Origin of the sequence: Mesorhizobium sp. M0074 (assembly GCF_040322975.1) — a bacterium.
Classification (GTDB): Bacteria; Pseudomonadota; Alphaproteobacteria; order Rhizobiales; family Rhizobiaceae; genus Mesorhizobium.
The window spans coordinates 60,875-84,044 of record NZ_JAMYUM010000005.1; the positions used below are offsets into that span (position 1 = coordinate 60,875).

Below are 23,170 nucleotides of genomic sequence, written 5' to 3' on the forward strand. Positions count from 1 at the left end.
ATCAGCGCATCTTCCAGGCCGCGATTTTTCCCAGGCAATCCTGTTCATGGTCAATGTCATTGCGGACCAGCCTGCCATCCCGGTTCGCCGGGCCACCGATGGCCCGTGGCGCACCGCTTGGCGCAAGCTGAAAGGCGATCGTTCGGCAATATCTGCCTTCGCCGTGCTCGTCGTCATCGTGATCGCCTCGCTCGCGGCGCCGCTTTATGCGCGATACGTCTCCGGCACCGATCCATTTGTGACCAATCTCAATGGCGAGATCGTCGTCGATGGGGTGACCCAGCCGGTGCTGCAGCCCTCCACCGAAGGCCTTGGCCTCGGCATGACGCCGGTCGGGCCGACCTGGCGCATCGGCCCCTATATGCTCGGTGCCGACAACCAGGGCCGTGACGTCGCGGCGCGGCTGCTTTACGGCGGACGGGATTCGCTGTTGATCTCGGGTGCTGCAGCCGTGCTGTGCCTTGTCCTCGCGACATTCCTGGGGGTCGTTTCCGGCTTCTTCGGCGGCATCGTCGACATCGGCCTGTCGCGCATTCTCGACGCGCTCTGGGCTTTTCCGATTTTCCTGTTGGCGATTTCGTTGTCGATCGTGCTGATTGCGCAGAGTATCCAGATCGGTCCGTTCGAAATCCGCTCCGGCAGCCTGTGGCTACCGGTCTTCATCATCGGCATCGTCTATGTGCCCTATGTGGCGCGGCCGATCCGCGGCCATGTCCTGACCTTAATGCATGCCGAATTCGTCACCGCTGCGATCGGCCTTGGCGCATCGCCCTGGCGCATCCTTTTGCGCGACGTCATGCCCAATGTGGTGACCCGCATCATCGTTTTCGTGCCGTTGATCCTGGCGCTCAACATGATGACGGAATCCTCGCTGTCGTTCCTGTCGATCGGCGTGCAGCCGCCGGATGCCAGCTGGGGCACGATCATCCAGGACGGCCAGGGCCTGCTCTATTCGCGGCCGGTCGTGGCACTGGCGCCGGGGCTAGCCATTGTGATCACGGTGCTGGCCCTAAACATTCTGGGCGACGGCGTGCGCGACGCGCTCGATCCGAAATCCTCGCCGAGGGGCGTCTAGTGGTTGCCGCGCTCGGCTTCCGGCTTGGCCAGATGGTGCTGGTTATGTTCGGTATCAGCGTCGTCGCTTTCCTGATCTTCTTTGCGACGCCTGGCGCTGATCCATCGGCGCGCATTGCTGGCCGCAATGCTTCGCAAGAGACGCTGATCCAGGTGCGCCACGATTTCGGTCTCGACCGGCCATTGCCGGTGCAATATGGGCTGATGATGAACCGGCTTTTCGTCAGCCGCGATCTCACCTCCTTCGTCAATCGCGGGCAGCGCGTCATTCCGACCGTGATAAGCGCCATTCCCGTGACGCTGTCGCTGGTCGGCGGCGCGGCAGTGCTGTGGGTGCTCGGCGGATTGATCGTCGGTGTGATCGCAGGCGCAACGCGCGGTACATTCATTGATCGCGCGCTGATGATCCTGAGCCTGGTAGGCGTGTCGATCCCGGTCTTCTGGCTGGGCGAGGTCGCCAACCTGCTGACGCAAAGCCGCTGGCACGACAGCTGGCTGTTTTCCTGGGTTCCTCCGCTCGGCTACATCCCCCTGACCGAGAATCCCTGGGGCTGGTTCAAGGCGCTCGTCATTCCGTGGTTCACGCTGGCAACCCTTTATGTCGGCCTCTACGGCCGGGTGCTGCGGGCCAGCCTGATCGAGATGATGCAGGAGGATTTCATCCGCACCGCCCGAGCCAAGGGGATCGGCGAGCGGCGGGTGGTGCTGCATCATGGCCTCAGGACCTCGCTGGTCGCATTTGTTACCATGTTCGGCCTCGACTTCGGTGCCCTGGTCGGTGGCGGCGCGCTGCTGACCGAAGTGGTCTTCGGACTGCAGGGCGTCGGAAAACTGACCTACGAGGCGCTGCAGACGCTCGATCTGCCGATGATCCTTGCCACGGTGATCTACGCCGCCTTCTTCGTGGTGATGGCAAACTTCGTCGTCGACGTGGTCTTCGTCTTCATCGACCCGAGGGCTCGCGATGTCGGCTGATGCTCCTCTTCTGGTGGTCAAGGACCTCACCGTCTCCTTCCGCAGCGACGAGGGCCTGGTGCGCGCGGTGGGAGGTGTTTCGTTCTCCGTCGAGCAGCGCGAGATCGTCGGTGTGGTCGGCGAATCCGGTTCGGGCAAAAGCCAGACCTTGCTCGCCATTATGGGGTTGATCGACAGCCCCAACGCTATCGTCTCCGGTTCCATCCGTTTCATGGGACAGGAGCTGATCGGGCTCAAGCGGCGTGCGCTCGATGCCATTCGCGGCCGCCAGATCGCGATGATCTTCCAGGATCCGATGTCTGCGCTCACCCCGGTGCATACGATCGGCAACCAGATCGGCGAGCAGGTCCGCGCGCATGAAAAAGTGTCGGCGAAAGCGGCACGGGCGAGGGCCGTGCAATTGCTGGATGCGGTCGGCATCGCAAATCCGGATCGGGTCATCGACAGCTACCCGCACCAGCTTTCCGGCGGTATGCGCCAGCGCGCGGTGATTGCCATGGCGCTCTCGTGCAACCCGGCGCTGCTCGTCGCGGATGAACCGACTACAGCCCTCGATGTTACCGTGCAGGCGCAGATCCTCGAACTGATCGGACGATTGCGCGACCAGTTCGGTTCCGCTGTGATCCTGGTCACGCACGATCTTGGCGTCGTCGCCGAAGTCGCGGACCGGGTACTGGTGATGTATGGCGGACGCTTTGTCGAGGAGGGCGGCAAGAGCAGCGTGTTCCGGGCGCCGCTGCATCCCTACACATGGGGCTTGTTCGGCTCGATCCCGCCGATAGAGGGACCACGTCCAGCCCGGCTCGCTGCCATTCCGGGAATTCCGCCGTCGCTCTCCAACCTACCGAAAGGCTGCGCCTTCAGCCCCCGCTGCGCTTTTCGCCACGACGCCTGTCTGGTTCAACTGCCGATCATGCAAGGCGAGAGCCATCGCGCCGCGTGCCTGTTGCCGGAGCCTACGCGCACACAATTCGCTGCCCAGAGGCCTGGCGGCGTGGTGGAGATGCAACGATGAATGCCATGCCACGCGAACGTCCGCTGCTTCGTGCCGGCGACCTGTCGAAGCGCTATAGCGTCGGCCGCTCGATCTTCCCGGCGCAGCGCCGGACCGTGCATGCGGTTGATACGGTGTCGCTCGACATCTGGCCCGGGGAGACCCTCGGCATCGTCGGCGAGTCCGGTTGCGGCAAATCCACGCTTGGCCGGTGTCTGGTGCGTCTGACCGAAATCAGCTCGGGGTCGCTGGAATTCGAGGGCCGCGACATCAGCGACGTCTCCCAGCGCCAGCTTCGTCCGTTGCGGCGGCAGATGCAGATGGTCTTTCAGGATCCCAGCGCTTCGCTCAATCCGCGCCGGCGGGTCGGCGATCTGCTGGCCGATCCGTTCCGCATCCATGAACGCCTCTCGGCATCGGAAATGGCGGACCGCGTGGCCGAGCTCCTGCGCCGGGTCGACTTGTCGCCCCAGCACGCATCGCGCTACCCGCACGAATTCTCCGGCGGCCAGCGCCAGCGTATCGGCATCGCCCGCGCGCTGGCGCTGCGGCCACGGCTGATCGTGGCCGACGAGCCGGTCTCGGCGCTCGACGTGTCGATCCAGGCGCAGATCGTCAATCTGCTCGCCGACCTACGCGAGGAGTACAACCTGACTTATGTGTTCATCGCTCACGACCTTTCCGTGGTGCGTCAGATCTCGAGCCGTGTGGCGGTGATGTATCTGGGATCGATCGTGGAGAGCGGGCCGACCGACGAGGTCTTTGCGGCGCCCAGACATCATTACACCGCGGCGCTGCGTTCCGCCGTGCCGATACCCAGCATCGACCGGGCGCGGCGCGGCCGGCTGGTGCTCAAGGGTGACCTGCCCAGCCCGATGAGCCCACCCTCAGGGTGCCGGTTCCACACCCGTTGCCCAGCTGCCACCCCGATCTGCCGCAGCGAGCGTCCGCTTCTCCAAAGCATTGGCGAGGGCCGCCTGGTTGCTTGCCATCATCCAGCCGGCGGTTGACGACGGGAATTCTCGTTCAGCGATATCGGATCAGGACCGTTCAGCCGTAATCGTCCTTTCGGCGAGGATAGAGGCCGATCTGGACGCCGCACGATCCGACGCTATGTTGCGATGATCTTCGGAATACCCGTTCAGGCATTCCTCGGCCAATTGCTGGTCGGCCTCATCAACGGCTCGTTCTACGCAATGTTGAGCCTGGGCCTGGCTGTCATATTCGGCCTGTTGCGCGTCATCAATTTTGCCCACGGCGCGCTCTATATGCTCGGCGCCTTCGTCGGGTACCTGCTTCTCACCCGGTTTGGCATCGGCTACTGGCCGGCTCTGATCCTGTCGCCGCTGATCGTCGGCGGCTTCGGCGTCGTGGTCGAGCGCCTGGCGCTGTCGAGGCTTTACGACATCGACCCGCTCTACGGGCTGCTTTTCACCTTTGGCCTCGCGCTCGTGCTCGAAGGGGTGTTCCGTTACTACTATGGCGTATCGGGAAGTCCTTATTCCGTGCCGCCGCTGCTCTCCGGGGGAACCAATCTCGGCTTCATGTTCCTGCCTAATTACCGCGGCTGGGTGGTGGTCGCCTCGATGATCGTCTGTTTCGGCACCTGGGCGCTGATCGAGAAGACCAGGCTGGGCTCCTATCTGCGCGCGGCGACGGAGAACCCCGGCCTGGTGCAGGCTTTCGGCGTCAACGTGCCGTTGCTGCTGACCCTTACCTACGGCCTCGGCGCCGCTCTTGCCGGGCTTGCGGGGGTTCTCGCCGCGCCGATCTATCAGGTGAGCCCGCTGATGGGATCTGACCTCATCATCGTCGTCTTCGCCGTCGTCGTGGTCGGCGGCATGGGATCGATCCTCGGGGCGATCGTCACCGGTTACATGCTTGGCCTCGCCGAAGGCCTGACCAAGGTCTTCTATCCCGAAGCCTCCAATCTGGTGGTCTTCGTCATCATGGCAATCGTGCTTCTGGTCCGGCCAGCCGGCCTGTTCGGAAGGGATGCCTGAGATGGCCGAACTGACACTCCGCGAGACGCGTGCCAAGAATTCGGCACGGCTTGAATGGGCGCTGGTCGGGCTCGGCATCCTGGCGCTGCTGGTGGCGCCTTTCTTCGTCTATCCGATCTTCCTGATGAAGATGCTGTGCTTTGCGCTGTTTGCCTGCGCGTTCAACCTTCTGCTCGGCTACACCGGGCTGTTGTCCTTCGGCCATGCGACATTCTTCGGCGGGGCGGCCTATTTCACCGCATACGCGGTCAAGGTCTGGGGCTGGCCGCCGGAAGCGGGCATCCTGCTCGGTGTCCTGGGAGCTGCGCTGCTCGGCCTTGTGATGGGCTTCTTTGCCATCCGCCGGCAAGGCATCTATTTCGCCATGATCACGCTGGCGCTGTCGCAGATTCTTCTTCTTTTGCGTGCAGGCGCCGTTCACCGGAGGTGAGGACGGCATCCAGGGCGTGCCGCGCGGCAGGCTGCTTGGAATGCTCGACCTGAACGTCTCGATCAACATCTATTATTTCGTACTGGCAGTCTTCCTGATCGGCGTGTTCGCCATCTGGCGCATCATCAACTCGCCTTTCGGCATGATCCTGCGTTCCATCCGGGAAAACGAGAGCCGGGCCATTTCGCTGGGCTATTCCGTCGCCAACTACAAGCTGGCGGCTTTCGTCATGTCGGCAACATTGGCCGGGCTGGCCGGCGCGCTCAAGGCGATCGTTTTTCAGTTTGCCACGGTCACCGACGTCACCTGGCAGATGTCGGGCGAGGTGATCCTGATGACGCTCCTCGGCGGCATCGGCACCATGGCCGGGCCGATCATCGGCGCCAGACTGGTCGTCGGCCTGGAAAACACGCTCGCCACCTCGAACTTTCCGGTGACCATCGCCACCGGCCTGACCTTCATGGTCTGCGTGCTGGTTTTCCGGCGCGGTATTGTCGGTGAGGTCTATGCGCGGTTTCTCGGGCTAAAGGGTGACGCGAAAGACTGAACGGCTCAGTTCCGCCTCGCTAGGCGATGCGTAAGCCTTGCGCGTCGAGAAGCACGCAGCCCAGCGGGTCGAAGCAGACATCGACCGCTTCGCCTTCACGCAGCGGCTGGCCGTCGATCACCGTGTTGGCGCGCACCAGCGTGCCGGCGCCGATGTCGATCTCGTAGACCGCATTGCCGCCGAGATAGGAGGTCGAGACGATCCGTCCCGCCAGCCTGTTGGCAGCACCGGCGGTACCGACGGTAAGCTTCTGCGGGCGAACGACGACGGTGACCACGCTGCCGGTCGCGAGCGCCTTCGGCGCGGCCGCCTTTACGACATGGCCGCTGGCCAGCGCGATCGTCGCCATCTTGCCGTCCATCACTGTCACGCTGCCGGGCAGCATGTTGGCCTTGCCAAGGAAATTGGCGACGAATGCGGTGGCCGGCTGGTCATAGACCTGCGCGGGGGAGCCGATCTGCTCGATCAGGCCGGCGTTCATCACGACGATATGGTCGGACATCGACAAGGCTTCTTCCTGGTCGTGCGTCACGAAGATAGCGGTGATGCCCGTCTCCCTCTGGATTTTCTTGATCTCGACGCGCATGTCCTCGCGCATATTGGCGTCGAGCGCCGACAAGGGCTCGTCCAGCAGCAGCACTTCCGGCTCGAAGACGATGGCGCGGGCCAGTGCGATGCGTTGCTGCTGGCCGCCCGAGAGCTGCGACGGCAGCTTTGTCTCACTGCCGGGCAGCCGCACCATATCCAGCGCCTTCTTGACCCGGCGCACGATTTCCGGTTTAGGCACGTTTCGGTATTTCAGGCCGAATGCGACGTTGTCGAAGACGTTCTTGTGCGGAAAGAGCGCGTAGTTCTGGAACACCAGACCAATGTTGCGTTTGTAGATCGGGATGTCGTCGACCCGCTTTCCGCCGATCGAGATCTGGCCACCGGAGATGTCGACCAGGCCCGCGATCGAGCGCAGGATCGTCGTCTTGCCGCACCCGGACGGCCCCAGCAAGGTGACGAAACTACCTTTGCGGATCGCCAGTGAAAAATCGCGCACAGCGGCGAACTTGCCGTAGAAAATATCGATGTCGCGAAACTCGACCGCAGGCTTTCCTATCGGCTGCCGCTCGCTCTGAGCGAGCGGGTCGCCATCAGCCCCGGCCGAAGCCGGCCGGGGCTGCTGGTCGTGGCTGTTGTCGTCATGCACCTTTCGACACCCTGTCCCATTGCTTGGTCCAGGCGTCTTCGTTCTTCGCCCAGTAGAGCGGATCGGCGAAGGTCAGCGATTTCATCGATCCAGTCGGGTCGAAGGCCGGAAGCGCCGCGATCTTGTCGGTCAGCTTCACCTTGGTGGGGTCAAGCGATGGCGGATAGTTCTGGCCCTCGGCGACGGCGATCGACGTGGCCGGATCCAGCATGAAATTGATCAGCTCCTCGCATTCGGCCATCGGCGAACCCTTGAGCACTAGCATGTCCTCCATCCACGCGTATGAGCCGGCAGGGTCGAGATAGCCGATCGGCTGGCCCTGCTGCTGCAGGGCGGCGACACGTCCTGACCAGGCGTCGGTGACGACGATCTCGTTGCGCGACAGGAGGTCCATCAGTTCCGCGCCGGAACTCCAGAATTTCTTGGCCAGGTCGCGGGTCTCGCGAACCTTGGCCCAGACGACGTCCATGTCCTGGATGTTGTTGGGGTCCTGTTTCGTCTGCAGCGCCGCATACCAGACGCGCGTCGTCATATCGGCGTAGCCGCCGATCTTGCCGGCATATTTCGTGTCGGTAAGCAGGTTGGCGCCCTTTTCCTTGGCTTCCTCCGGCGAGATGACCTTGTTGTTGTAGGCGATGCCGGTGGTGCCGTAATCATATGGCACTGCCGACAGCTTCGGCGTGATCTTGCGGAACGGCTCGATCATGGCGGTCAGCACATTCGCCATGTTCGGAATGTTCGCCTCGTTGATCTCCGAATTGAAACCGCCATTGACGTATTTGATGTAGTAGTTGACGCCGGAAGAATGGACGATCTGGAAGTCGCCTGGTTTCGACGTCTTGATCTTGGTGATGATCTCGTTCTCGTCGCCAAAGGTGCCCTGGACGACCTTGACCTTGGACTTGGCGGTGTAAGGCTGGAACGCATACTTATCGATCGCCTCCTGCACCACGCCGCCCCATCCGTCGAAGCGCACTTCCGAAACCGCGGCCAGCGCCCGTCCCATCCAGGGCATGGAAAGGCCGGTGGCGGCGGCAGCGGCGGCCGTCAGCGTCAGGAACGATCGCCGGCTGATGTCGCCATTGGCATAGCGTTCGTTGAGCCGTTCCAGTCGTTTGGTGGTTGTCAGTTTCATTTCCATTCTCCCATTTTCATCTTCACTTGCCTGCCTTGAACCAGGTGAGGCTTTGCAGGATGAGCCCGCCAGCCAAGGGAATGCCGACCGTCAAAAGGATCATGACGGTTCCGAGCGCGTTCACCTCAGGGCTGATCGAGATCTTCAGCATCGAAAGGATTTGCGTCGGCATGGTCTCGACGCCCGCCGGCCGCCAGAACAGGCTGGCCGAGGTGTTGTCGAACGAAATGGTGAAAGCGAGCAGAACACTGGCAAGCACTGCGGGAATGAGCAGCGGCAGCGTGATTTCGCGGAATGTCGACACACGCGGCGCCCCGAGCGACAGCGCCGCCTCCTCATAGGAACGTTTTATGCCGACCATGCGCGCCTGGACGATCAGCACCACGTAGGGGAGCGTGAGCAGAATGTGGCCGAGCACCAGCAGCGTCATGCTGCGCGGCTGGTCGACGGCTTTGATCATGACCAGCAGGCCGACGCCGAGTATCGTTTCGGGGACCAGCGCGGGAAGAATGACAAGCGTGTTGATCGCCTGCTTGCCACGGAACTCGAAGCGCACCAGCGCCAATGCCGCCATGATGCCGAGCAGCGTCGTCACCGTTGCCGTCACCAGGGCAATCCACATCGATGTCCGGAAGGCGTCGAGAACCGGCTCGTTGGTGAGCAGCTTTTCGTACCATCGCAGGCTGAAGCCGGTGAGGGGAAAGCCGCCGAACATCGAGGCGTTGAAGGAAAGCACGACCGTGGCGAGGATCGGCGCAAACATGAAGACGTAGACGCACACCGTGATCGCGCCGGTCAGCCGCCACGCCCATCTGCCTTCGCGATCGGGATGATCCGCTCTCATGCACTGAGGCCCTTCATGATCTGCGATAGGCCCATATAGCGGCTGTAGGCGGCCGCGGCCGCGCCGAGCAGAACGAACAGGACGATGGAAAGCGTGGCGCCCATCGGCCAATTGAGCTGCCCCATGATGGTGTCGTAGATCAAGTTGCCGAACAGCGCATCGCGGCTGCCGCCGAGCAGCTGCGGCGTCACATAGGAGCCGGCCGCCAGCACGAAGCAGAGCAGCAGCCCGGCGCCCAGCCCCGGCATCGATAGCGGCAGGGTCACTTCGCGAAACGCCTGCGCGCTGGTACAGCCCATCGAGCGGGCGGCGGCGATCAGCGTGCGGTCGATGCTTTCCAGGCTGACATAGACGTTCAGGATCATATAGGGCAGCAGAAAATGCAGCAGCCCCATGATGACGGCGCCCTCGGTGTAGAGCATCGGCAACGGTTCGTTGATAACCCCCAGCCTGATGAGCACGACGTTGATCAGCCCCTGTTCGCCGAGAATATGGATCCACGAGAATGTCCGGATGGTGAAGCTGATCCAGAACGGCACGATGAGCAGCAGCAACAACAGCCATTTGTGCCTGAAGGTCGTGGCCCAGATGAAATAGGCGGGGAAATAGCCAAGGATCGCGCAGATCACAGCGGTGATGGCGCCGACGCGAACGGTCTTCCAAAGAAAACCGTGATAGTAGCTGTCGGTGAGGAATTCCTTCCAGTTGTCGAAGGTCAGCACCGCCGACTCCACCCCCGCGGTGACGAAGGTGAAAAACGTGTAGACCGTCATCATCGCGATCGGCAGCAGCAGAAGCAGGGTAAGCAGTAAAAGCACAGGCGCGACGAGGACCCAGGCCAGTCGCTGATCGTATAATTTCCACCCTTTGGTCACGACCCGTCCAACCACTTTATGTGCAAGCCGCCATCACCGGGCTCGGCTCCGGACTAGATTGGGCGATCGGCGTTCAGGTGTCCACTCTGCATATGGCTCCTGCACAAATTCTGTGCAGGGCCACCGCGCGACCCTCGCCCTGCCGGATTCAACAAATTGCCCGGCGTTCCGCCTGCATGTTGATTAAATCAGATATCCCGATATACAGGGTAATTTCGGATATAGATTTTACATGGGCCGGACAATTTCATGAGTCGCAATTTTCTGGTGATTGAACCTGAGGAAGGCATTGCCGTGCTCAAGGGGCTTGCCTCCTCGGCGCGGATCTCGATGCTGAAACTGCTGCATGAGAAGGGGCCGATGAATGTCAACGAAATCGCCGCCGTGCTGTCGCTTCCGCAGTCGACCGTCTCGACCAACATCCAGGTGCTGGAGGATGCGGGGTTGATCCGCACCGAGAACCTGAAGGCGAAGAAAGGCAGTCAGAAAATCTGTTATCCGACGGCGGAAGAAGTGCTCGTCGTGTTCAAGAGCGAATATCGTGCGGTCAAGAACGACGCGATCGAAGTGTCGATGCCGATCGGGCTTTATACCGGCTTCGATGTTACCGCGCCCTGCGGCCTTTGTTCGCCAGACGGCATCATCGGTCTGCTCGATGTTCCCAACACTTTCCTCGATCCGGACCGCATGAAAGCTGGTCTGCTATGGTTCACGCGCGGTTTTGTCGAATACCAGTTCCCCAACAATGCCAAGCTCGCCAATGCCGAGATCACCGGACTCGAAGTTGCGATAGAGCTGTCTTCGGAAGTGCCGGGCACCAGCGCCGATTGGCCCTCGGACATCACGCTGACGATCAATGGCGTCGATGTCGGCACCTGGACGTCGCCGGGGGATTTCGGCGACAAGCGCGGCGTCTTCACGCCCTCCTGGTGGAAGCTCAAGGGCTCGCAATACGGTAAGCTGAAGAACTGGCGAATTGCCAATGACGGCACCTATGTCGACGGCCTCAGGATTTCCGAAACCGGCCTCGCCGCACTCGATCTGAAGAGCCATCATTCAATCCGCGTCCGTATCGGCGTCAAGGACGACGCCAAGCGCCCCGGCGGGATCAATATTTTCGGCAAGGGCTTTGGAAATTACGATCAGGACATCCTGCTCAGGATCAAAACTGGTTGATATCATGAAACCGGGTTCTGAAGATAATGCAGCAATTTCAACTATCTGGCTTTCTGCTGTGCCAAAGTGTTCGTCTAATTGTCCTACATTTGGGTATTTTGGCTTGACGAAGGGCTGCCAATTCCTCTTTGATATCGGGCAAGATGATTTAAATCATCGTTTGTGATATCGATGGGAGGAATGCATGAAGGCAGCCGTTACGGCTCATCCGCATTATGTCGTCTCGGAAATCGATCCGAGGCTCTACGGATCCTTCATCGAGCATCTGGGGCGGGCAGTTTACACCGGCATCTATGAGCCCGGCCATCCGACAGCGGATGCCAACGGCATGCGTCAGGACGTCATCGACCTCGTCAGGGAACTCAATGTTCCGATCGTCCGCTACCCCGGCGGCAATTTCGTCTCGGCCTACAATTGGGAAGACGGCATTGGCCCCAAGGAACAGCGCCCAGTGCGCCTCGACCTCGCCTGGCACACATCGGAAAGCAACGAAGTCGGCCTGCATGAATTTGCCGATTGGTGCACCTCCGCCAACACCGAGATGATGCTTGCCGTCAATCTCGGCTCGCGCGGCCTCGACGAAGCCCGCAATCTGCTGGAGTACGCCAACCATCCCGGCGGCAGCAAATGGAGCGACAGGCGCATCGCCAACGGCCGCAAGGAGCCGTTCGACGTCAAGCTCTGGTGCCTCGGCAATGAAATGGATGGCCCCTGGCAGATCGGCCACAAGACCGCGGACGAGTATGGCCGGCTGGCGCATGAGACGGCCAAGGCCATGCGCGCCTTCTCCAAGTCACTCGAGCTGGTGGTCTGCGGCTCTTCGAATGCCAAGATGCCGACCTACCCTGAATGGGAAGCGACGGTTCTCGACCATACCTACAACGAGGTCGACTACATCTCGCTGCACATGTATTTCGACAACGAAGCCAACGACGCTCCGAACTATCTCGCCATGAGCGAAAAGCTCGACGACTACATTGTCTCGGTCGCCGGCGTCATCGAGTATATCAAGGCCAAGAAGCGCTCCAACAAGCAGGTCTACATCTCGTTCGACGAATGGAACGTCTGGTACCATTCCAAGGAGCAGGACAGGAAGATACTCGGCGGCAGCAACGGCTGGCCGTTCGCCCCGCCGTTGCTCGAAGACATCTATAATTTCGAGGATGTGCTGCAGGTCGGCCTGATCCTCAACACCTTCATCCGCCGTTCCGATGTCGTCAAGATCGCCTGCCTGGCACAACTGGTCAATGTCATCGCGCCGATCATGACCGTTCCGAATGGCCCGGCATGGCGGCAGACGATTTTTTATCCCTATCTGTTTGCTTCTAACTATGGTCGCGGCAATGCGCTGGATCTCAAGGTGGAAAGCCCGACCTACAAATCCAGCGTTGCGGGCGACGTCGCCTATGTCGATGTTGCCGGCGTGCACGACAGGCAAACCGGCCACGTCACCTTCTTCGCCGTCAACCGCCATTCGAGCGAGGCAATCGAAACAGTGGTCGACCTCACCGGCTTCGGCGCGGCGGAGATCGTCAATCACCAGGTGATGGCACACGCCGATCTGAAAGCCGTCAATTCGGCCGAAAACCCTGGCAATGTCGGCCCCAGGAAGGGTGAGGGCGCCTCGCTCGCCGGCGGCAAGCTGAGCCTGTCACTGCCGGCCTATTCCTACCAGGTCATACGCCTGAGGCTCTGAGTTCAGGCGGATCATCGAGAAAGCGCAAACGCTGAGGAGGAGCGTCGACGTGACGGCCGATATCGAGATCAGGAACGTAAGCAAGCAGTTCGGTGCCATGACGGTGCTGGATCATCTGTCGCTCTCCATAAGGGCACGCGAATTCATCGTGTTCCTGGGCCCGTCCGGCTGCGGAAAATCGACGCTTCTTCGGATGATTGCCGGGCTCGAAGCTGTCGATAGCGGCGAGATTGCGATCAACAACGAGCGCATCGATCATCTGCCACCGGGCAAGCGCGGCATTGCCATGGTGTTCCAGTCCTATGCGCTTTATCCGCATATGACGGTGCGCGACAACATGGCCTTCGGCCTTGCGAATATCGGCGTTCCAGGCAAGGTCATCGAGGCGCGCATCAACGAAGCCGCCCGCATCCTCGAAATGCCGCATCTGCTCGATCGCAAGCCGGGCCAGCTCTCCGGCGGCCAGCGCCAGCGCGTCGCCATCGGCCGTGCGATCGTCAAGGAGCCGAAGGCCTTTCTGTTCGACGAGCCGCTCTCCAATCTCGATGCGGCGTTGCGCACCCGCACCCGCATCGAGCTTGCCCAGCTTCACCAGCGGCTGCAATCGACGATGATCTTCGTCACCCATGACCAGGTCGAGGCAATGACGCTGGCCGACCGCATCGTCGTCATGAACAATCGCAAGATCGACCAGATCGGTACCCCGATGGAGATCTACGAGCGCCCGGCGACCAAATTCGTCGCGGGTTTCGTCGGCGCGCCGGCGATGAACTTCGTCGATGCGACGCTTGACAGATCCGGCGAGAACGCCACGGCCAGGTTTGCGGACGGCGTCTCGGTGCAGACCGAGATCGCCTCCAGCCAACTGACCGATGGCAAGTACACTTTCGGCATCCGTTCTGAAGACGTGCGCATCGTTGCCGCCGGACAGGGCAATGCCGGCGGCGTGGTCGATGTGCTCGAGCGGCTCGGCGAACGCACCCTGATCTACGCGCGGCTGGGCGATGGCCAGCAGATCGTCGGCTCGGATGCCGGCAACAGCCGCGTCGCCGTCGGCGACAGAATCGGGCTCGCCTTTGACGGCCAGAAATCGCATCTGTTCAACGAAACCGGCCGCGCCTGGCATGCGAGGGGGGCCTGAGATGGCTGACCGGCTGGCGATGTCCCCGACCGCGACGCTTGCTGGCGGCGTCAGAGCCCCTACCGCCGACATCTATGCGCCGCAATGGCGAAACGTCATTTTCGTTGCGCCATTCTTGTTCTTCTTCACCACGTTGCTGCTCTTCCCGCTGCTCTGGGGGATGTGGCTGAGTTTCCACAAGGCCGACACGTTCTCGTCCGGAAATTTTGTCGGTCTCGGCAATTACTCCAGGCTGTATCACGACAAGGTCTTCCTGCAATCGATCTGGAACACCTTCTATTTCGTGCTTCTGACGGTGCCGACGCTGGCGCTGATCGGCCTTTTCCTGGCGCTTTGCCTCAACCGCCGCACGCGCGCTGCCGCGGTTTTGCGGACGCTGTTCTTTTCCTCGTCGGTGCTATCGGTCACCATCGTCACGCTGATCTGGCGCATCGTCTTCATTCCGAATGTCGGCCTGTTGTCGACGATCTACGGATGGTTCGGCGCAACGGCTCCGGCCTTCATTTCCGATCCCAGCCTGGCGATGGTCGGCATCGCCATTGCCACCATCTGGTGGTGCATCGGCCTGCCGATGATGCTCTTTCTCTCAGCACTCCAGCAGATCCCGCAGGACATTTACGAGGCGGCAGCGCTGGACAATGCCAATCGCTGGCAGACGCTACGGTCGATCACGCTGCCGTCGATCAAGCGGACCTTCATCCTGGTGATCATCATCCAGATCGTGCTGCAATTCCAGCTCTTCGGCCAGGCCTGGCTAATGACGCGCGGCGGTCCGAACAATCTGACCAAGCCGATCGTGCTCTATATCTACGATACCGCATTCCGTCGCTGGGATCTCGGCCTGGGCGCCGCTGCATCGGAAATCCTGTTCATCCTCATCCTGGTCGCGGCCATGGCCCAGTACCTGGTGACACGCAGCAGGGGAGACCAGGCATGAGCGCCCCAGCAGCCTCCATCAAGGGCCGGGCATTTGGCGACCATTTGTTATTGGCCCTGGTCATCCTGCTTTCGATCGTCATGATCGCGCCGGTTCTGTGGGTCATCGGCCTGTCACTCAAGGACAATACGGAGCTGATGGCCGATCCGAACTCGGTGTTTCACGCACCCTATACGCTGAAGAACTACATCAACACCGTCGGCACCTCGTCCGTGTTCATCTGGGTGCGCAACAGCATCATCGTCTCGGGCGGATTGACGCTCGGCACGTTGATCCTGTCGTCGCTCGCCGGCTACGGTTTTGCACGGCTGAATTTCCCCGGCCGAGACGTGCTGTTCGTGATCGTGCTGTTCGGTCTGGCGGTCCCGGAACAGGCCGTGCTTGTCGCCCGTCACCAGATCTTCAGCATGCTGAAGTTCCACAACACCTATCAAGGGCTCATTCTGCCGGGCCTTTCGGCTCCGTTCGGTGTCTTCCTGATGACCCAGTATTTCAAGGCCATCCCGAAGGAGCTGGACGAAGCCGCCATGCTCGATAACGCCAGCCGGCTCAGAATTTTCTGGAAGGTGCTTCTGCCGCTCACGCTGCCTGCGCAGGCGACGCTCGGCATCTTCACCTTTCTCGGGGCCTGGAACGACTACTTCTGGCCGCTGATTTCGGCGACGAGGAAGGACATGTTCACGCTGACGGTCGGCATGGCCTCGACCCAGACCAACTTCGCCCAGTCCGAAGGCATCGGCTTCCTGATGGCGCAGGCGGTGTTCGCCGGTGCACCGATCCTGATCGTCTACCTGTTCTTCCAGAAATACATCGTCACGGCGGTCTCCGGCGCTGCGGTGAGATAACGAAGATTGCCTGACGGCCGGGGGAATGCGCAGCAATTGAAGCACGAAAGCCAATCCAGGGTGGAGCGGCGGAAACTCAGTAGGAGGAACTGATATGAAACTGAAGAAAATACTGTTTGCCGCAGTCTCTGCGGGCGCAATGATGCTCGCAAGTCCAAGCTTCGCGGCCACGGAGCTGAGCGTGCAGCGCTTTTTCGGCGCCTGCGATGCCGATTTCGGCACCAACACCGATGCCACCAAGGCCGTTGGCGAATGTGGCATCATCACCTCGCTAATCAACAAGTTCAACGCCGACAATCCCGATGTCCATGTCAACGTCACCACCGTGGAATGGCCCGGCTATGATCAGCTGACCGCGCAGTTCGCTTCAGGCGACGCTCCGGACATCGTCACGATCCATGAATCCGTACTGTCGGATTATCAGTCGAAGGGCCTGTTGATGCCGCTCGACGATCTCTTGAAGTCGGTCGGCGTGACACCCGACGCCTTCACCGACGCGGCACGCAATGGCGCCACCAAAGACGGCAAGGTCTATGGCCTGCCGATCGACAGCTGGACGATGCTCTATCACGTCAACATGGATCTTTTCAAACGAGCCGGCCTCGTCAATGCCGACGGCACGCCGATTTTTCCAAAGTCGCCCGAGGAACTGCTCGCCCAGGCCGAACAGTTCAAGCAGAAGACGGGCAAGCCTTATTTCGTCCAGAACCTGACCAATGAGACTGCACTCTACACACGCAACCTCTACACCTATCTTTTCCAGCAGGATTCCGATTTCTTTGCCGATCCGAAGCACGTGAAGTTGAATACGCCGGAAGCCAAGAAGGTCGTCGAGATGTACAAGGCGATCTTCGAGAAGGGCTACACCACCAAGGATCTCGATTATGGCGGCTCGATCAACGCCTTCCTTGCCGGCGAGGGTGGCGTCCACCTTAACGGCACCTGGGTGGTCGGCGATTACAACGCCCAGTCCGAGACCAAGGGTACGGCGCTCAACAAGGGCGGCTATGCGGTCTATCCGTATCCGCAGCTGTTTGGCGGCGCCCATGCGCAATATGCCGACGGCCACACCTGGGCCGTTTCGCAGAAAGACCGCACGCCTGAACAGATCGCGGCTATCGGTAAATTCCTGAAGTTCTTCGCCGACAACGACTTCGAATGGTCGCGCACCGGCCACTTGCCGGCCTACAAGGCCGTCATCACCTCGGACGCTTTCAAGGCACTGCCGCATCGCAACACGATCTCTGCGGTCGCTGATCTCGGCAAGCCGCTGCCGTCCGCCGTACAGCGTCAGTTTGCGATCCAGGACATTATCGGCGAAGAGATGAGTGCAGCAATCAGTGGCCAGAAGGACGTCGATACCGCGCTTGCCGACATGGAAAGCCGCGTCAACGAATTGCTCGCCAACATTTGATCACGGGTTTCGAAAGGCCCTCCCAAGGCCCCCGCGGCTGGAAACGGCCGCGGGGTTTTGGTGAGGGAGTGGTTATTGTCCTCGAATTGCGAGAACTTGCCGGTGGCGACCGGGTCAAACACGCCAACCACGGCGCAGCAACCTCGGCAGCAGCCGACGCAAGCCCTGGCCGGAGGATTCCGTTAGAACGCCGCGGCCATGGGCATTGCGACCTTGTTGGGGATCTGGATGTCGATCTCCAATCTCGACGTCGTTTCGCCGTGATCCATGCTCACCTGCAGGAAATCCTGGTCGACCTGAACATGCCGGGCGATCACCGCCATGATCTCCTCGCGCAACACCGAGACGAGATCGGGCTGGTTGCGGCTTCGACGCTCGTAGGCCAACAGCAGTTGCAAGCGCTCGCGCGCCACCGGCGCGCTGCCGCGGCGCTTGAAGATATCGAGCAGGTTCATGCTGCCCTCCTTCCCAACAGCCGGTCGAGGAGGCCCCTCCGTTCGAAAGGCAGAATGACCGGCAGGTCCTCGCCCTCGAGTCTTCTTGCCGCGTCGATATAGGCGCGTGCGGCGGGGTTAGTGTTTTCGCTGAGCGTAACCGGCGCGCCCACATTGGATGCGCGCAGCACGTCCTGGCTCTCGGGAATTATTCCCAGCAAGGGCGTCGACAGGATCTCGAGCACGTCATCGATGCTCAGCATCTCGCCGCGGGCAGCGCGCGCAGCATCGTAGCGCGTGACGAGGACGTGTTTGACAATCGATTCACCTTGCTCGGCTTTCATCGTTCTGGAGTCGAGCAGGCCGATGATGCGATCGGAATCGCGGACCGAGCTCACTTCCGGGTTGGTGACGATTACCGCCTCGTCGGCAAAGCGCATGGCAAGTTGCGCGCCCCGCTCTATGCCGGCCGGGCTGTCGCAGAAGACGTAGTCGAAAACGGAGCGCAGCTTGTCGATGACGTCGGCGACGCCTTCCTCGGTGAGAGCATCCTTGTCGCGCGTTTGCGAGGCCGGCAGCAGGAACAGCGTTTCGAGTCGCTTGTCACGGATCAGCGCCTGCGAAAGCTTGGCGGTTCCCTGAATGACGTTGACGATATCGAAAACAACGCGCCGCTCGGCACCCATGATCAGATCGAGGTTGCGCAGGCCGACGTCGAAATCGACGAGAGCCACCCGCTTGCCGGTTTTCGCGACCGCGGCGCCGAGAGCGGCCGTCGAGGTCGTCTTGCCGACACCCCCTTTGCCGGATGTGACAACCACTACCTTGCCCATATTTGTGCCTCCAATGTTGTTAGTTGAGCGGTGCGACGCAAAGTGCGCCGTCCTCGAGAAAGGCCTGTACCGGCCTTCCTCGCGAGGAGGCGTCCATCTCCTCGGCAGTGCGGTACCAGCCGTCCACCGCCAGAAGTTCGGCTTCGTTTTTCCGGCAAAAGATGCGAGCCGCGGAATTTCCCGTGGCGCCGGCGAACGCACGTCCACGCAGCGTGCCGTAGACGTGGATCGATCCTCCGGCGATGATCTCGGAACCGGAACTGACGGAGCCGACAATGACCACATCGCCATCGGGATGAAAGATCGACTGGCCGGAGCGGATCGGTGCCTTGATCATCAATGAGTTCGGCGCCTGCGGCTCTTCCGTCTTGGCCTCAGCTGCGGCCTTCGGGTCCGGCTGCACGTAAAGCGCGTCGGCGGTGGCCTCCTTGGCGCCAACGAGGAGCGGCGGCAGATCGGCACCGAGAGCAACATTGCCATCGGCCTCGATCGCGTAAATGCGAATCCCGCGCTCCGCGAGCTGTGAGACCAGATCCCGCATCTCGCCCACCTCGGGCTTGAGTATATTCAGATCGAGCACGACCGGGCGGCCGGCAAAGAAGCCGGGAGAGTTTTCGGTCCAGTGATCGAGGCTTTGCAGCCATTCCCCTAGCGGGGCCTCAGGGGTGAGGGTGAAGGCTACAAACGAGCGCGCTCGAAAGCGTATGGACTTGTTTTGGATGGGAGCGACGCAGGTCACAGAGGCGAGTCCTTACTGATTGGTTAAGGCTAGCCCGGCATGGTTAACGAAAAGTTAATGGCGGCTTCCCGAGGCGTTGGCGGAGGCATTCTTTTTGCCCCTGATCGCCCCGCCGGCGCCCTGCTTCCGATGCACGACGAGGTCCTCCTCGCGGCTGCCTGGAGGCGCCTCCAGTTCACGCGGTCGGCCGACCGGTATATTGTTGCCGGAATGCCGGGCCTATTAAGGAGTTATCGATTTGACAAGCGTTGCCAGGGGGCCTGTCGCGGATCGCGGTCGCGCTACCTATGACCTTGGCGCGACCGCCATCTTTGCTTCCAAATCAGACCCGCGCTTTCACTATTGCCTGTATGTGCCTCCCGCGGTTGGGGAAGGGGCCAAAGTCGATCTGATGGTCGCTGTCCATGGCACCGGCCGCACCTCTTTTCTTGGATTCCGCGATGCGTTTTCCGAGTTCGGACGCTGGAACGGCTGCGCCGTTTTGTGTCCGCTGTTTCCAATCGGCGTTCTCGGGGATGATGCCCGCAGCGGATACAAATATTTGCTCGAGGGCAACATACGCTACGATCAGGTGCTGCTCGCCATGGTTGAGGAGGTCAGCGCCAAATACAGTCAGGATTGGAGCCGCTTTGCCATGTTCGGATTTTCCGGCGGCGGGCATTTCACGCATCGTTTTGCTATTCTGCATCCCGACAGGCTCTGGGCGGCCTCAATCGGCGCGCCAGGCTCGGTGACCTTGCTCGATCCGACGCGTGACTGGTGGGTGGGCATTCGCGATCTGCCGGAGAAGTTCGGCATCACCTTCGATGCCGCAGCGCTGGCAAAAGTGCCTTTCCAGATGATCGTCGGCGACGCTGACCTGGAGACTTGGGAAATCACTCATGTCCAAGGCAGCACCCATTGGATGCCGGGCGCCAACGATGCGGGGCGGACACGGCCGGAACGCCTCATGGCATTGTGTCGATCGTTCGAGGAGGCGGGGGCGCGCGTGCGCTTCGATTTGCTGCCAGGCGTATCTCATGAACGGGATGCGGTTCTCGATTCGGTCAAGGATTTCCTCGCCCAACAACTCAAGGAACGAGGGAATGTCTCACGATAAATTCGTTGCGCCCCAGCCCGTAAAGAGATTATCGCAATCAAAGCCCGACCACGTCGACCGCATCCCACCGCGATCTACTGGCAGTGCGTAATGACTAGAGCAACGCTTCGTATTGATCGCCAATCTTGTCGACTGTGAAATCCGCCGCCCTGTTTTTCAGCACGGCAGCAGGGGTGGGGTGGTCCAGCATCTCGGCCATCGCCTTCGCCAGGGCCGCGGCGTCACCGACCGGCACCAAGGTGCCGAAGCGGCCGTCACCGAGTATTTCGCGCGGGCCATGCGGAGCATCGGTGGAGATTACCGGGACACCGGCGGCCATGGCCTCGACCAGCACATTGCCGAAGCCCTCGCTGGTCGATGACAGAACGAACAGATCAGCCGCGGCATAGCAAGCCGCGGGATCGTTGACATAGCCGGCAAAGAGCACGTCCCCGTCTATGCCGGTCTCTTCGGCATAGGCGTGCAATTCGGCAGCCAGCGGACCTTCGCCGAAGATAACAAGCCGGGCGGGGCGGCCGGCGCGCAAGGCAGCGAAGGCCCGCAGCAAAGTCCGGTGGTCCTTGACCGGTACCAGGCGCCCGGCGGTGGCAATGACCGGCACATCGCCCATCGCCGCCAATGCTGCCTGCCAGGCATAAGAATTCCCCTGCGGTGCTTCAGCCGGCGGCAGCGGGTTGTTAATGACGACGACCTTGGATTCGGGAAAGCCGCGGGCGATGATGTCACGGCCGACACCCGCTGAAACGGCGATGGCTTTGGTTGCACGCGCTGCAACCAGCGCGGAAAGCCAGATCGCCAGCCTCGCGCCGAGGCCGCTGGCAGGCAGCGAGGCGGCGGCATGGAAACTTGGAAAGAATTTTGCCCGGCTTCTGGCCAACATGAGTGACAGCGCCATCACCAGATTGGCGAATTCCGGGGCGCTATAGACCGCATCAGGATCAAGGCGGCGGAACAAATTTGCGCTTCGCACTATGCCTTTCAGCGTCGCCGACTTGGCGTAACCCTCGCCGCGCAAGAGAAGGCCGAAGTCGACCAGATGCACGGCAGCGGAACGCAGCGCGGCGTTAGGGCCTTGCGCGTTCCAGGTAAAAAGCGTGACCTCGTGGCCACGCGACGCCAGTTCATTTGCCATCAGGACGAAGACACGCTCGGCGCCGCCGCCCCTCAGGCTGGCGATGTGGAAAACGATGCGCTTCACCATGCCTTGCTTCAGGCTCGGCCGGCGGCAAGGCCTGATCGGTTCGGCGGCCGGCGCATGTCCCGGAGGATGCCCATCCCGATGGCCAGCAGCATGCCCAGGGCAAAGCCTGCGAACGCTCCTGCGCCTGCCACCAGGACAGTGCGCGGGGGCCATGAGCGCGCTGGCGGGGGCACCGCGGTCGAAATCACCTGTACGTTTGTGGTGTCGATCTGCTCGCGCTCGCTGATTTGGCGCGCACGTGACAGGAAGCTCTCATAGACGGCTCTCTTCGAGGCGGCATCGCGTTCAAGTTCACGCAGGGCGACTTCGGACTCGCTGTCGGTGAAAACATTGCTCTTCAGATCGTTCATCCTGGCGTTGAGAGAAGCCAACGAGGCCCTGGCCTTGTCCAGGCTGGCCTTTGCCGTGCCGATGGTGCGGGAGAACTCGGCCCGGAGTTGCGAGTTGACGGTCTCGAGTTCTGTCCGGAGCCTGACAATCGTCGGGTGGCGAGGACCGAATGTCATCGACTGTGAATCGATCTGCTGCCGCAGGCTGTTTGACCTGTCGCGCAGCGCTGCGAGCGCTTCCGAAACCGTGGGGTCGGGATTGGCTCCATTGATACCGGAGGCAACCAGGGCGTCGTAACTTGCCTGCGCGGCGATCACGCGCGATTGCGCATCGACGATTTCGCCGTTGAGCTGCGTCAGCGTCTGCGAACTGACGAGCTGGCCATTGCTGGACGACAGGTTGTGGCTGCGCCTGTAGCTCTCGACCTTCTCTTCGGCTGCCTGCACGTCGCTCTTGAGTTGGCCAAGCCGGCTGTCAAGGGCAGCCGCGGCACGGCTGGCGCCGGCAGCTTCGGCCTTGGCCAGTTCTTCCTGGAAGTTTTTGACTATGGCCTGCGAGATCAGGATCGCCTTGGCGGTGGTTTCCGCAGATACCGAGAGGGTTGTGACAAACGAGGTCGGGTCCGCGATGGCGTCTACCCGGTCCGCCAGGTTCTTCAAGGCGATGAGCCTCGGGTCGGGCTTCGCCACAGCGCCAGATGAGGATGTGCTCCGGTCCGGATCGAAAAACTCCGGATCGTGAGTCAGATTCAGTTCGTCCACCACACGGGAAAGCACGTTGCCCGAGGTCAGGATGCGCTGCTTGCTGCGCGTGCTGAGCAGTTGGCTATCGACCTGGCCCGGTTGCGAGTAGAGGTCGTTTTCCACAACCTGCAAATTGGATGGGTTGATGAGAACCTCGGTCGTGACGGTGTAACGCTGCTTGCTCAGCAATGCATACGCGCCACCGACAATGCCCCCGATTACCGCCAGCATGAAGGCCAGGGCGAGGCCGGCCCGCAGCCACACGAACAGGCGTCGAAAATCGAGCTCGAGGAAATCGCCGATCTTGTCCAGGGTCACAGTCGCGACAGGCTCTGGAGGTTGCGGCGTCACCGGCGCGGAGCTTAGCGCCGCGACTGGGCCATGCTGTTGCAGCAATGCCCTGCGCCGTGCATTGGCGATGCGCTCGAATGCACTGTTATTGGAAGCCGTTGCGGAGATAGGGGGTGTGCCGGAACCGGCAGACATGGTGACAACCCTTGTTAAATCATT

21 protein-coding genes and 1 pseudogene are annotated in these 23,170 nt (G+C 61.3%); 13 read left to right on the top strand and 9 right to left on the bottom strand.

The genetic code is table 11. The features are described 5' to 3' along the window. Positions 1-46 precede the first annotated feature (46 nt). The 6 genes and pseudogenes from NKJ73_RS08635 to NKJ73_RS08660 all read left to right on the top strand — a co-directional run bounded on the left by NKJ73_RS08635 (position 47) and on the right by NKJ73_RS08660 (position 6,023). Complete coding sequence (locus NKJ73_RS08635; protein ID WP_352569020.1) at positions 47-1,075, top strand: ABC transporter permease; 1,029 nt, start codon at positions 47-49, stop codon at positions 1,073-1,075. Beyond that, positions 1,075-2,049: an ABC transporter permease gene (locus NKJ73_RS08640; RefSeq protein ID WP_023675638.1), complete on the top strand. Its 975-nt coding sequence runs from the start codon at positions 1,075-1,077 to the stop codon at positions 2,047-2,049. Before NKJ73_RS08635 ends, NKJ73_RS08640 begins: the two co-directional genes overlap by 1 nt. Further along, positions 2,039-3,064 (top strand): ABC transporter ATP-binding protein, encoded by a 1,026-nt coding sequence (locus tag NKJ73_RS08645; protein ID WP_352569021.1) that lies wholly within the window; start codon positions 2,039-2,041, stop codon positions 3,062-3,064. Before NKJ73_RS08640 ends, NKJ73_RS08645 begins: the two co-directional genes overlap by 11 nt. Further along, on the top strand, positions 3,061-4,053 hold the full coding sequence (locus NKJ73_RS08650; RefSeq protein WP_352569023.1) for an ABC transporter ATP-binding protein: 993 nt from the start codon (positions 3,061-3,063) through the stop codon (positions 4,051-4,053). The genes NKJ73_RS08645 and NKJ73_RS08650 overlap by 4 nt, the downstream gene beginning before the upstream one ends. 111 nt (positions 4,054-4,164) lie before the next feature. Next, positions 4,165-5,046, top strand: coding sequence for a branched-chain amino acid ABC transporter permease (locus NKJ73_RS08655; RefSeq protein WP_352569024.1), 882 nt, complete (start codon positions 4,165-4,167; stop codon positions 5,044-5,046). A gap of 1 nt (position 5,047) precedes the next feature. Then, positions 5,048-6,023: pseudogene (locus tag NKJ73_RS08660) on the top strand (branched-chain amino acid ABC transporter permease). Between the two features lie 19 nt (positions 6,024-6,042). On the opposite strand, the gene NKJ73_RS08665 reads toward NKJ73_RS08660, so the two are convergent. Genes NKJ73_RS08665 through NKJ73_RS08680 form a run of 4 tightly spaced genes read right to left on the bottom strand, consistent with a single transcriptional unit; the run spans position 6,043 to position 10,072 of the window. Next, positions 6,043-7,218: an ABC transporter ATP-binding protein gene (locus NKJ73_RS08665; RefSeq protein ID WP_352569025.1), complete on the bottom strand. Its 1,176-nt coding sequence runs from the start codon at positions 7,216-7,218 to the stop codon at positions 6,043-6,045. Then, a complete protein-coding gene (locus tag NKJ73_RS08670; protein WP_352569026.1) occupies positions 7,211-8,353 on the bottom strand; it encodes an extracellular solute-binding protein in 1,143 nt (380 codons plus the stop codon). The genes NKJ73_RS08665 and NKJ73_RS08670 overlap by 8 nt, the downstream gene beginning before the upstream one ends. 22 nt (positions 8,354-8,375) lie before the next feature. Then, entirely contained in the window at positions 8,376-9,197 is an 822-nt protein-coding gene (locus NKJ73_RS08675) for an ABC transporter permease (RefSeq protein ID WP_352569027.1), read from the bottom strand. Continuing rightward, positions 9,194-10,072: an ABC transporter permease gene (locus NKJ73_RS08680; RefSeq protein WP_023675645.1), complete on the bottom strand. Its 879-nt coding sequence runs from the start codon at positions 10,070-10,072 to the stop codon at positions 9,194-9,196. The genes NKJ73_RS08675 and NKJ73_RS08680 overlap by 4 nt, the downstream gene beginning before the upstream one ends. A gap of 249 nt (positions 10,073-10,321) precedes the next feature. On the opposite strand from NKJ73_RS08680, the gene NKJ73_RS08685 reads away from it, so the two are divergent. The 6 genes from NKJ73_RS08685 to NKJ73_RS08710 all read left to right on the top strand — a co-directional run bounded on the left by NKJ73_RS08685 (position 10,322) and on the right by NKJ73_RS08710 (position 17,281). Beyond that, positions 10,322-11,248 (top strand): ArsR/SmtB family transcription factor, encoded by a 927-nt coding sequence (locus tag NKJ73_RS08685; RefSeq protein WP_352569028.1) that lies wholly within the window; start codon positions 10,322-10,324, stop codon positions 11,246-11,248. A gap of 184 nt (positions 11,249-11,432) precedes the next feature. Continuing rightward, on the top strand, positions 11,433-12,944 hold the full coding sequence (gene arfA / locus NKJ73_RS08690; RefSeq protein WP_352569029.1) for an arabinosylfuranosidase ArfA: 1,512 nt from the start codon (positions 11,433-11,435) through the stop codon (positions 12,942-12,944). 49 nt (positions 12,945-12,993) lie between these two features. Next, a complete protein-coding gene (locus NKJ73_RS08695) occupies positions 12,994-14,085 on the top strand; it encodes an ABC transporter ATP-binding protein (RefSeq protein ID WP_352569030.1) in 1,092 nt (363 codons plus the stop codon). 19 nt (positions 14,086-14,104) lie between these two features. Further along, positions 14,105-15,022 carry a carbohydrate ABC transporter permease gene (locus NKJ73_RS08700; RefSeq protein ID WP_502894499.1) on the top strand — a complete coding sequence of 306 codons (918 nt, stop codon included), beginning with the start codon at positions 14,105-14,107 and terminating at the stop codon, positions 15,020-15,022. After that, on the top strand, positions 15,019-15,867 hold the full coding sequence (locus NKJ73_RS08705; RefSeq protein WP_352569032.1) for a carbohydrate ABC transporter permease: 849 nt from the start codon (positions 15,019-15,021) through the stop codon (positions 15,865-15,867). The genes NKJ73_RS08700 and NKJ73_RS08705 overlap by 4 nt, the downstream gene beginning before the upstream one ends. A 94-nt stretch (positions 15,868-15,961) precedes the next feature. Then, on the top strand, positions 15,962-17,281 hold the full coding sequence (locus tag NKJ73_RS08710; RefSeq protein WP_352569033.1) for an ABC transporter substrate-binding protein: 1,320 nt from the start codon (positions 15,962-15,964) through the stop codon (positions 17,279-17,281). A gap of 182 nt (positions 17,282-17,463) precedes the next feature. Here NKJ73_RS08710 and minE read toward each other — a convergent pair whose 3' ends face one another. From minE to minC, 3 genes are read right to left on the bottom strand one after another with little or no spacing between them, the layout of a single operon-like run. Then, complete coding sequence (gene minE, locus NKJ73_RS08715; protein ID WP_023677151.1) at positions 17,464-17,736, bottom strand: cell division topological specificity factor MinE; 273 nt, start codon at positions 17,734-17,736, stop codon at positions 17,464-17,466. Next, on the bottom strand, positions 17,733-18,548 hold the full coding sequence (minD, locus tag NKJ73_RS08720) for a septum site-determining protein MinD (protein ID WP_023677152.1): 816 nt from the start codon (positions 18,546-18,548) through the stop codon (positions 17,733-17,735). Before minD ends, minE begins: the two co-directional genes overlap by 4 nt. Before the next feature lie 19 nt (positions 18,549-18,567). Continuing rightward, a complete protein-coding gene (minC, locus tag NKJ73_RS08725; protein ID WP_352569034.1) occupies positions 18,568-19,287 on the bottom strand; it encodes a septum site-determining protein MinC in 720 nt (239 codons plus the stop codon). Positions 19,288-19,525: 238 nt separating this feature from the next. Between minC and NKJ73_RS08730 the strand changes: the two genes are divergently transcribed. Beyond that, a complete protein-coding gene (locus NKJ73_RS08730; RefSeq protein ID WP_352569035.1) occupies positions 19,526-20,386 on the top strand; it encodes an alpha/beta hydrolase in 861 nt (286 codons plus the stop codon). Between the two features lie 94 nt (positions 20,387-20,480). On the opposite strand, the gene NKJ73_RS08735 is transcribed toward NKJ73_RS08730, so the two are convergent. Both NKJ73_RS08735 and NKJ73_RS08740 read right to left on the bottom strand, forming a co-directional pair. Further along, complete coding sequence (locus NKJ73_RS08735) at positions 20,481-21,587, bottom strand: glycosyltransferase (protein WP_352569036.1); 1,107 nt, start codon at positions 21,585-21,587, stop codon at positions 20,481-20,483. An 8-nt stretch (positions 21,588-21,595) separates the two neighbouring features. After that, positions 21,596-23,146: a GumC family protein gene (locus tag NKJ73_RS08740; protein WP_352569038.1), complete on the bottom strand. Its 1,551-nt coding sequence runs from the start codon at positions 23,144-23,146 to the stop codon at positions 21,596-21,598. Between the last annotated feature and the right edge of the window lie 24 nt (positions 23,147-23,170).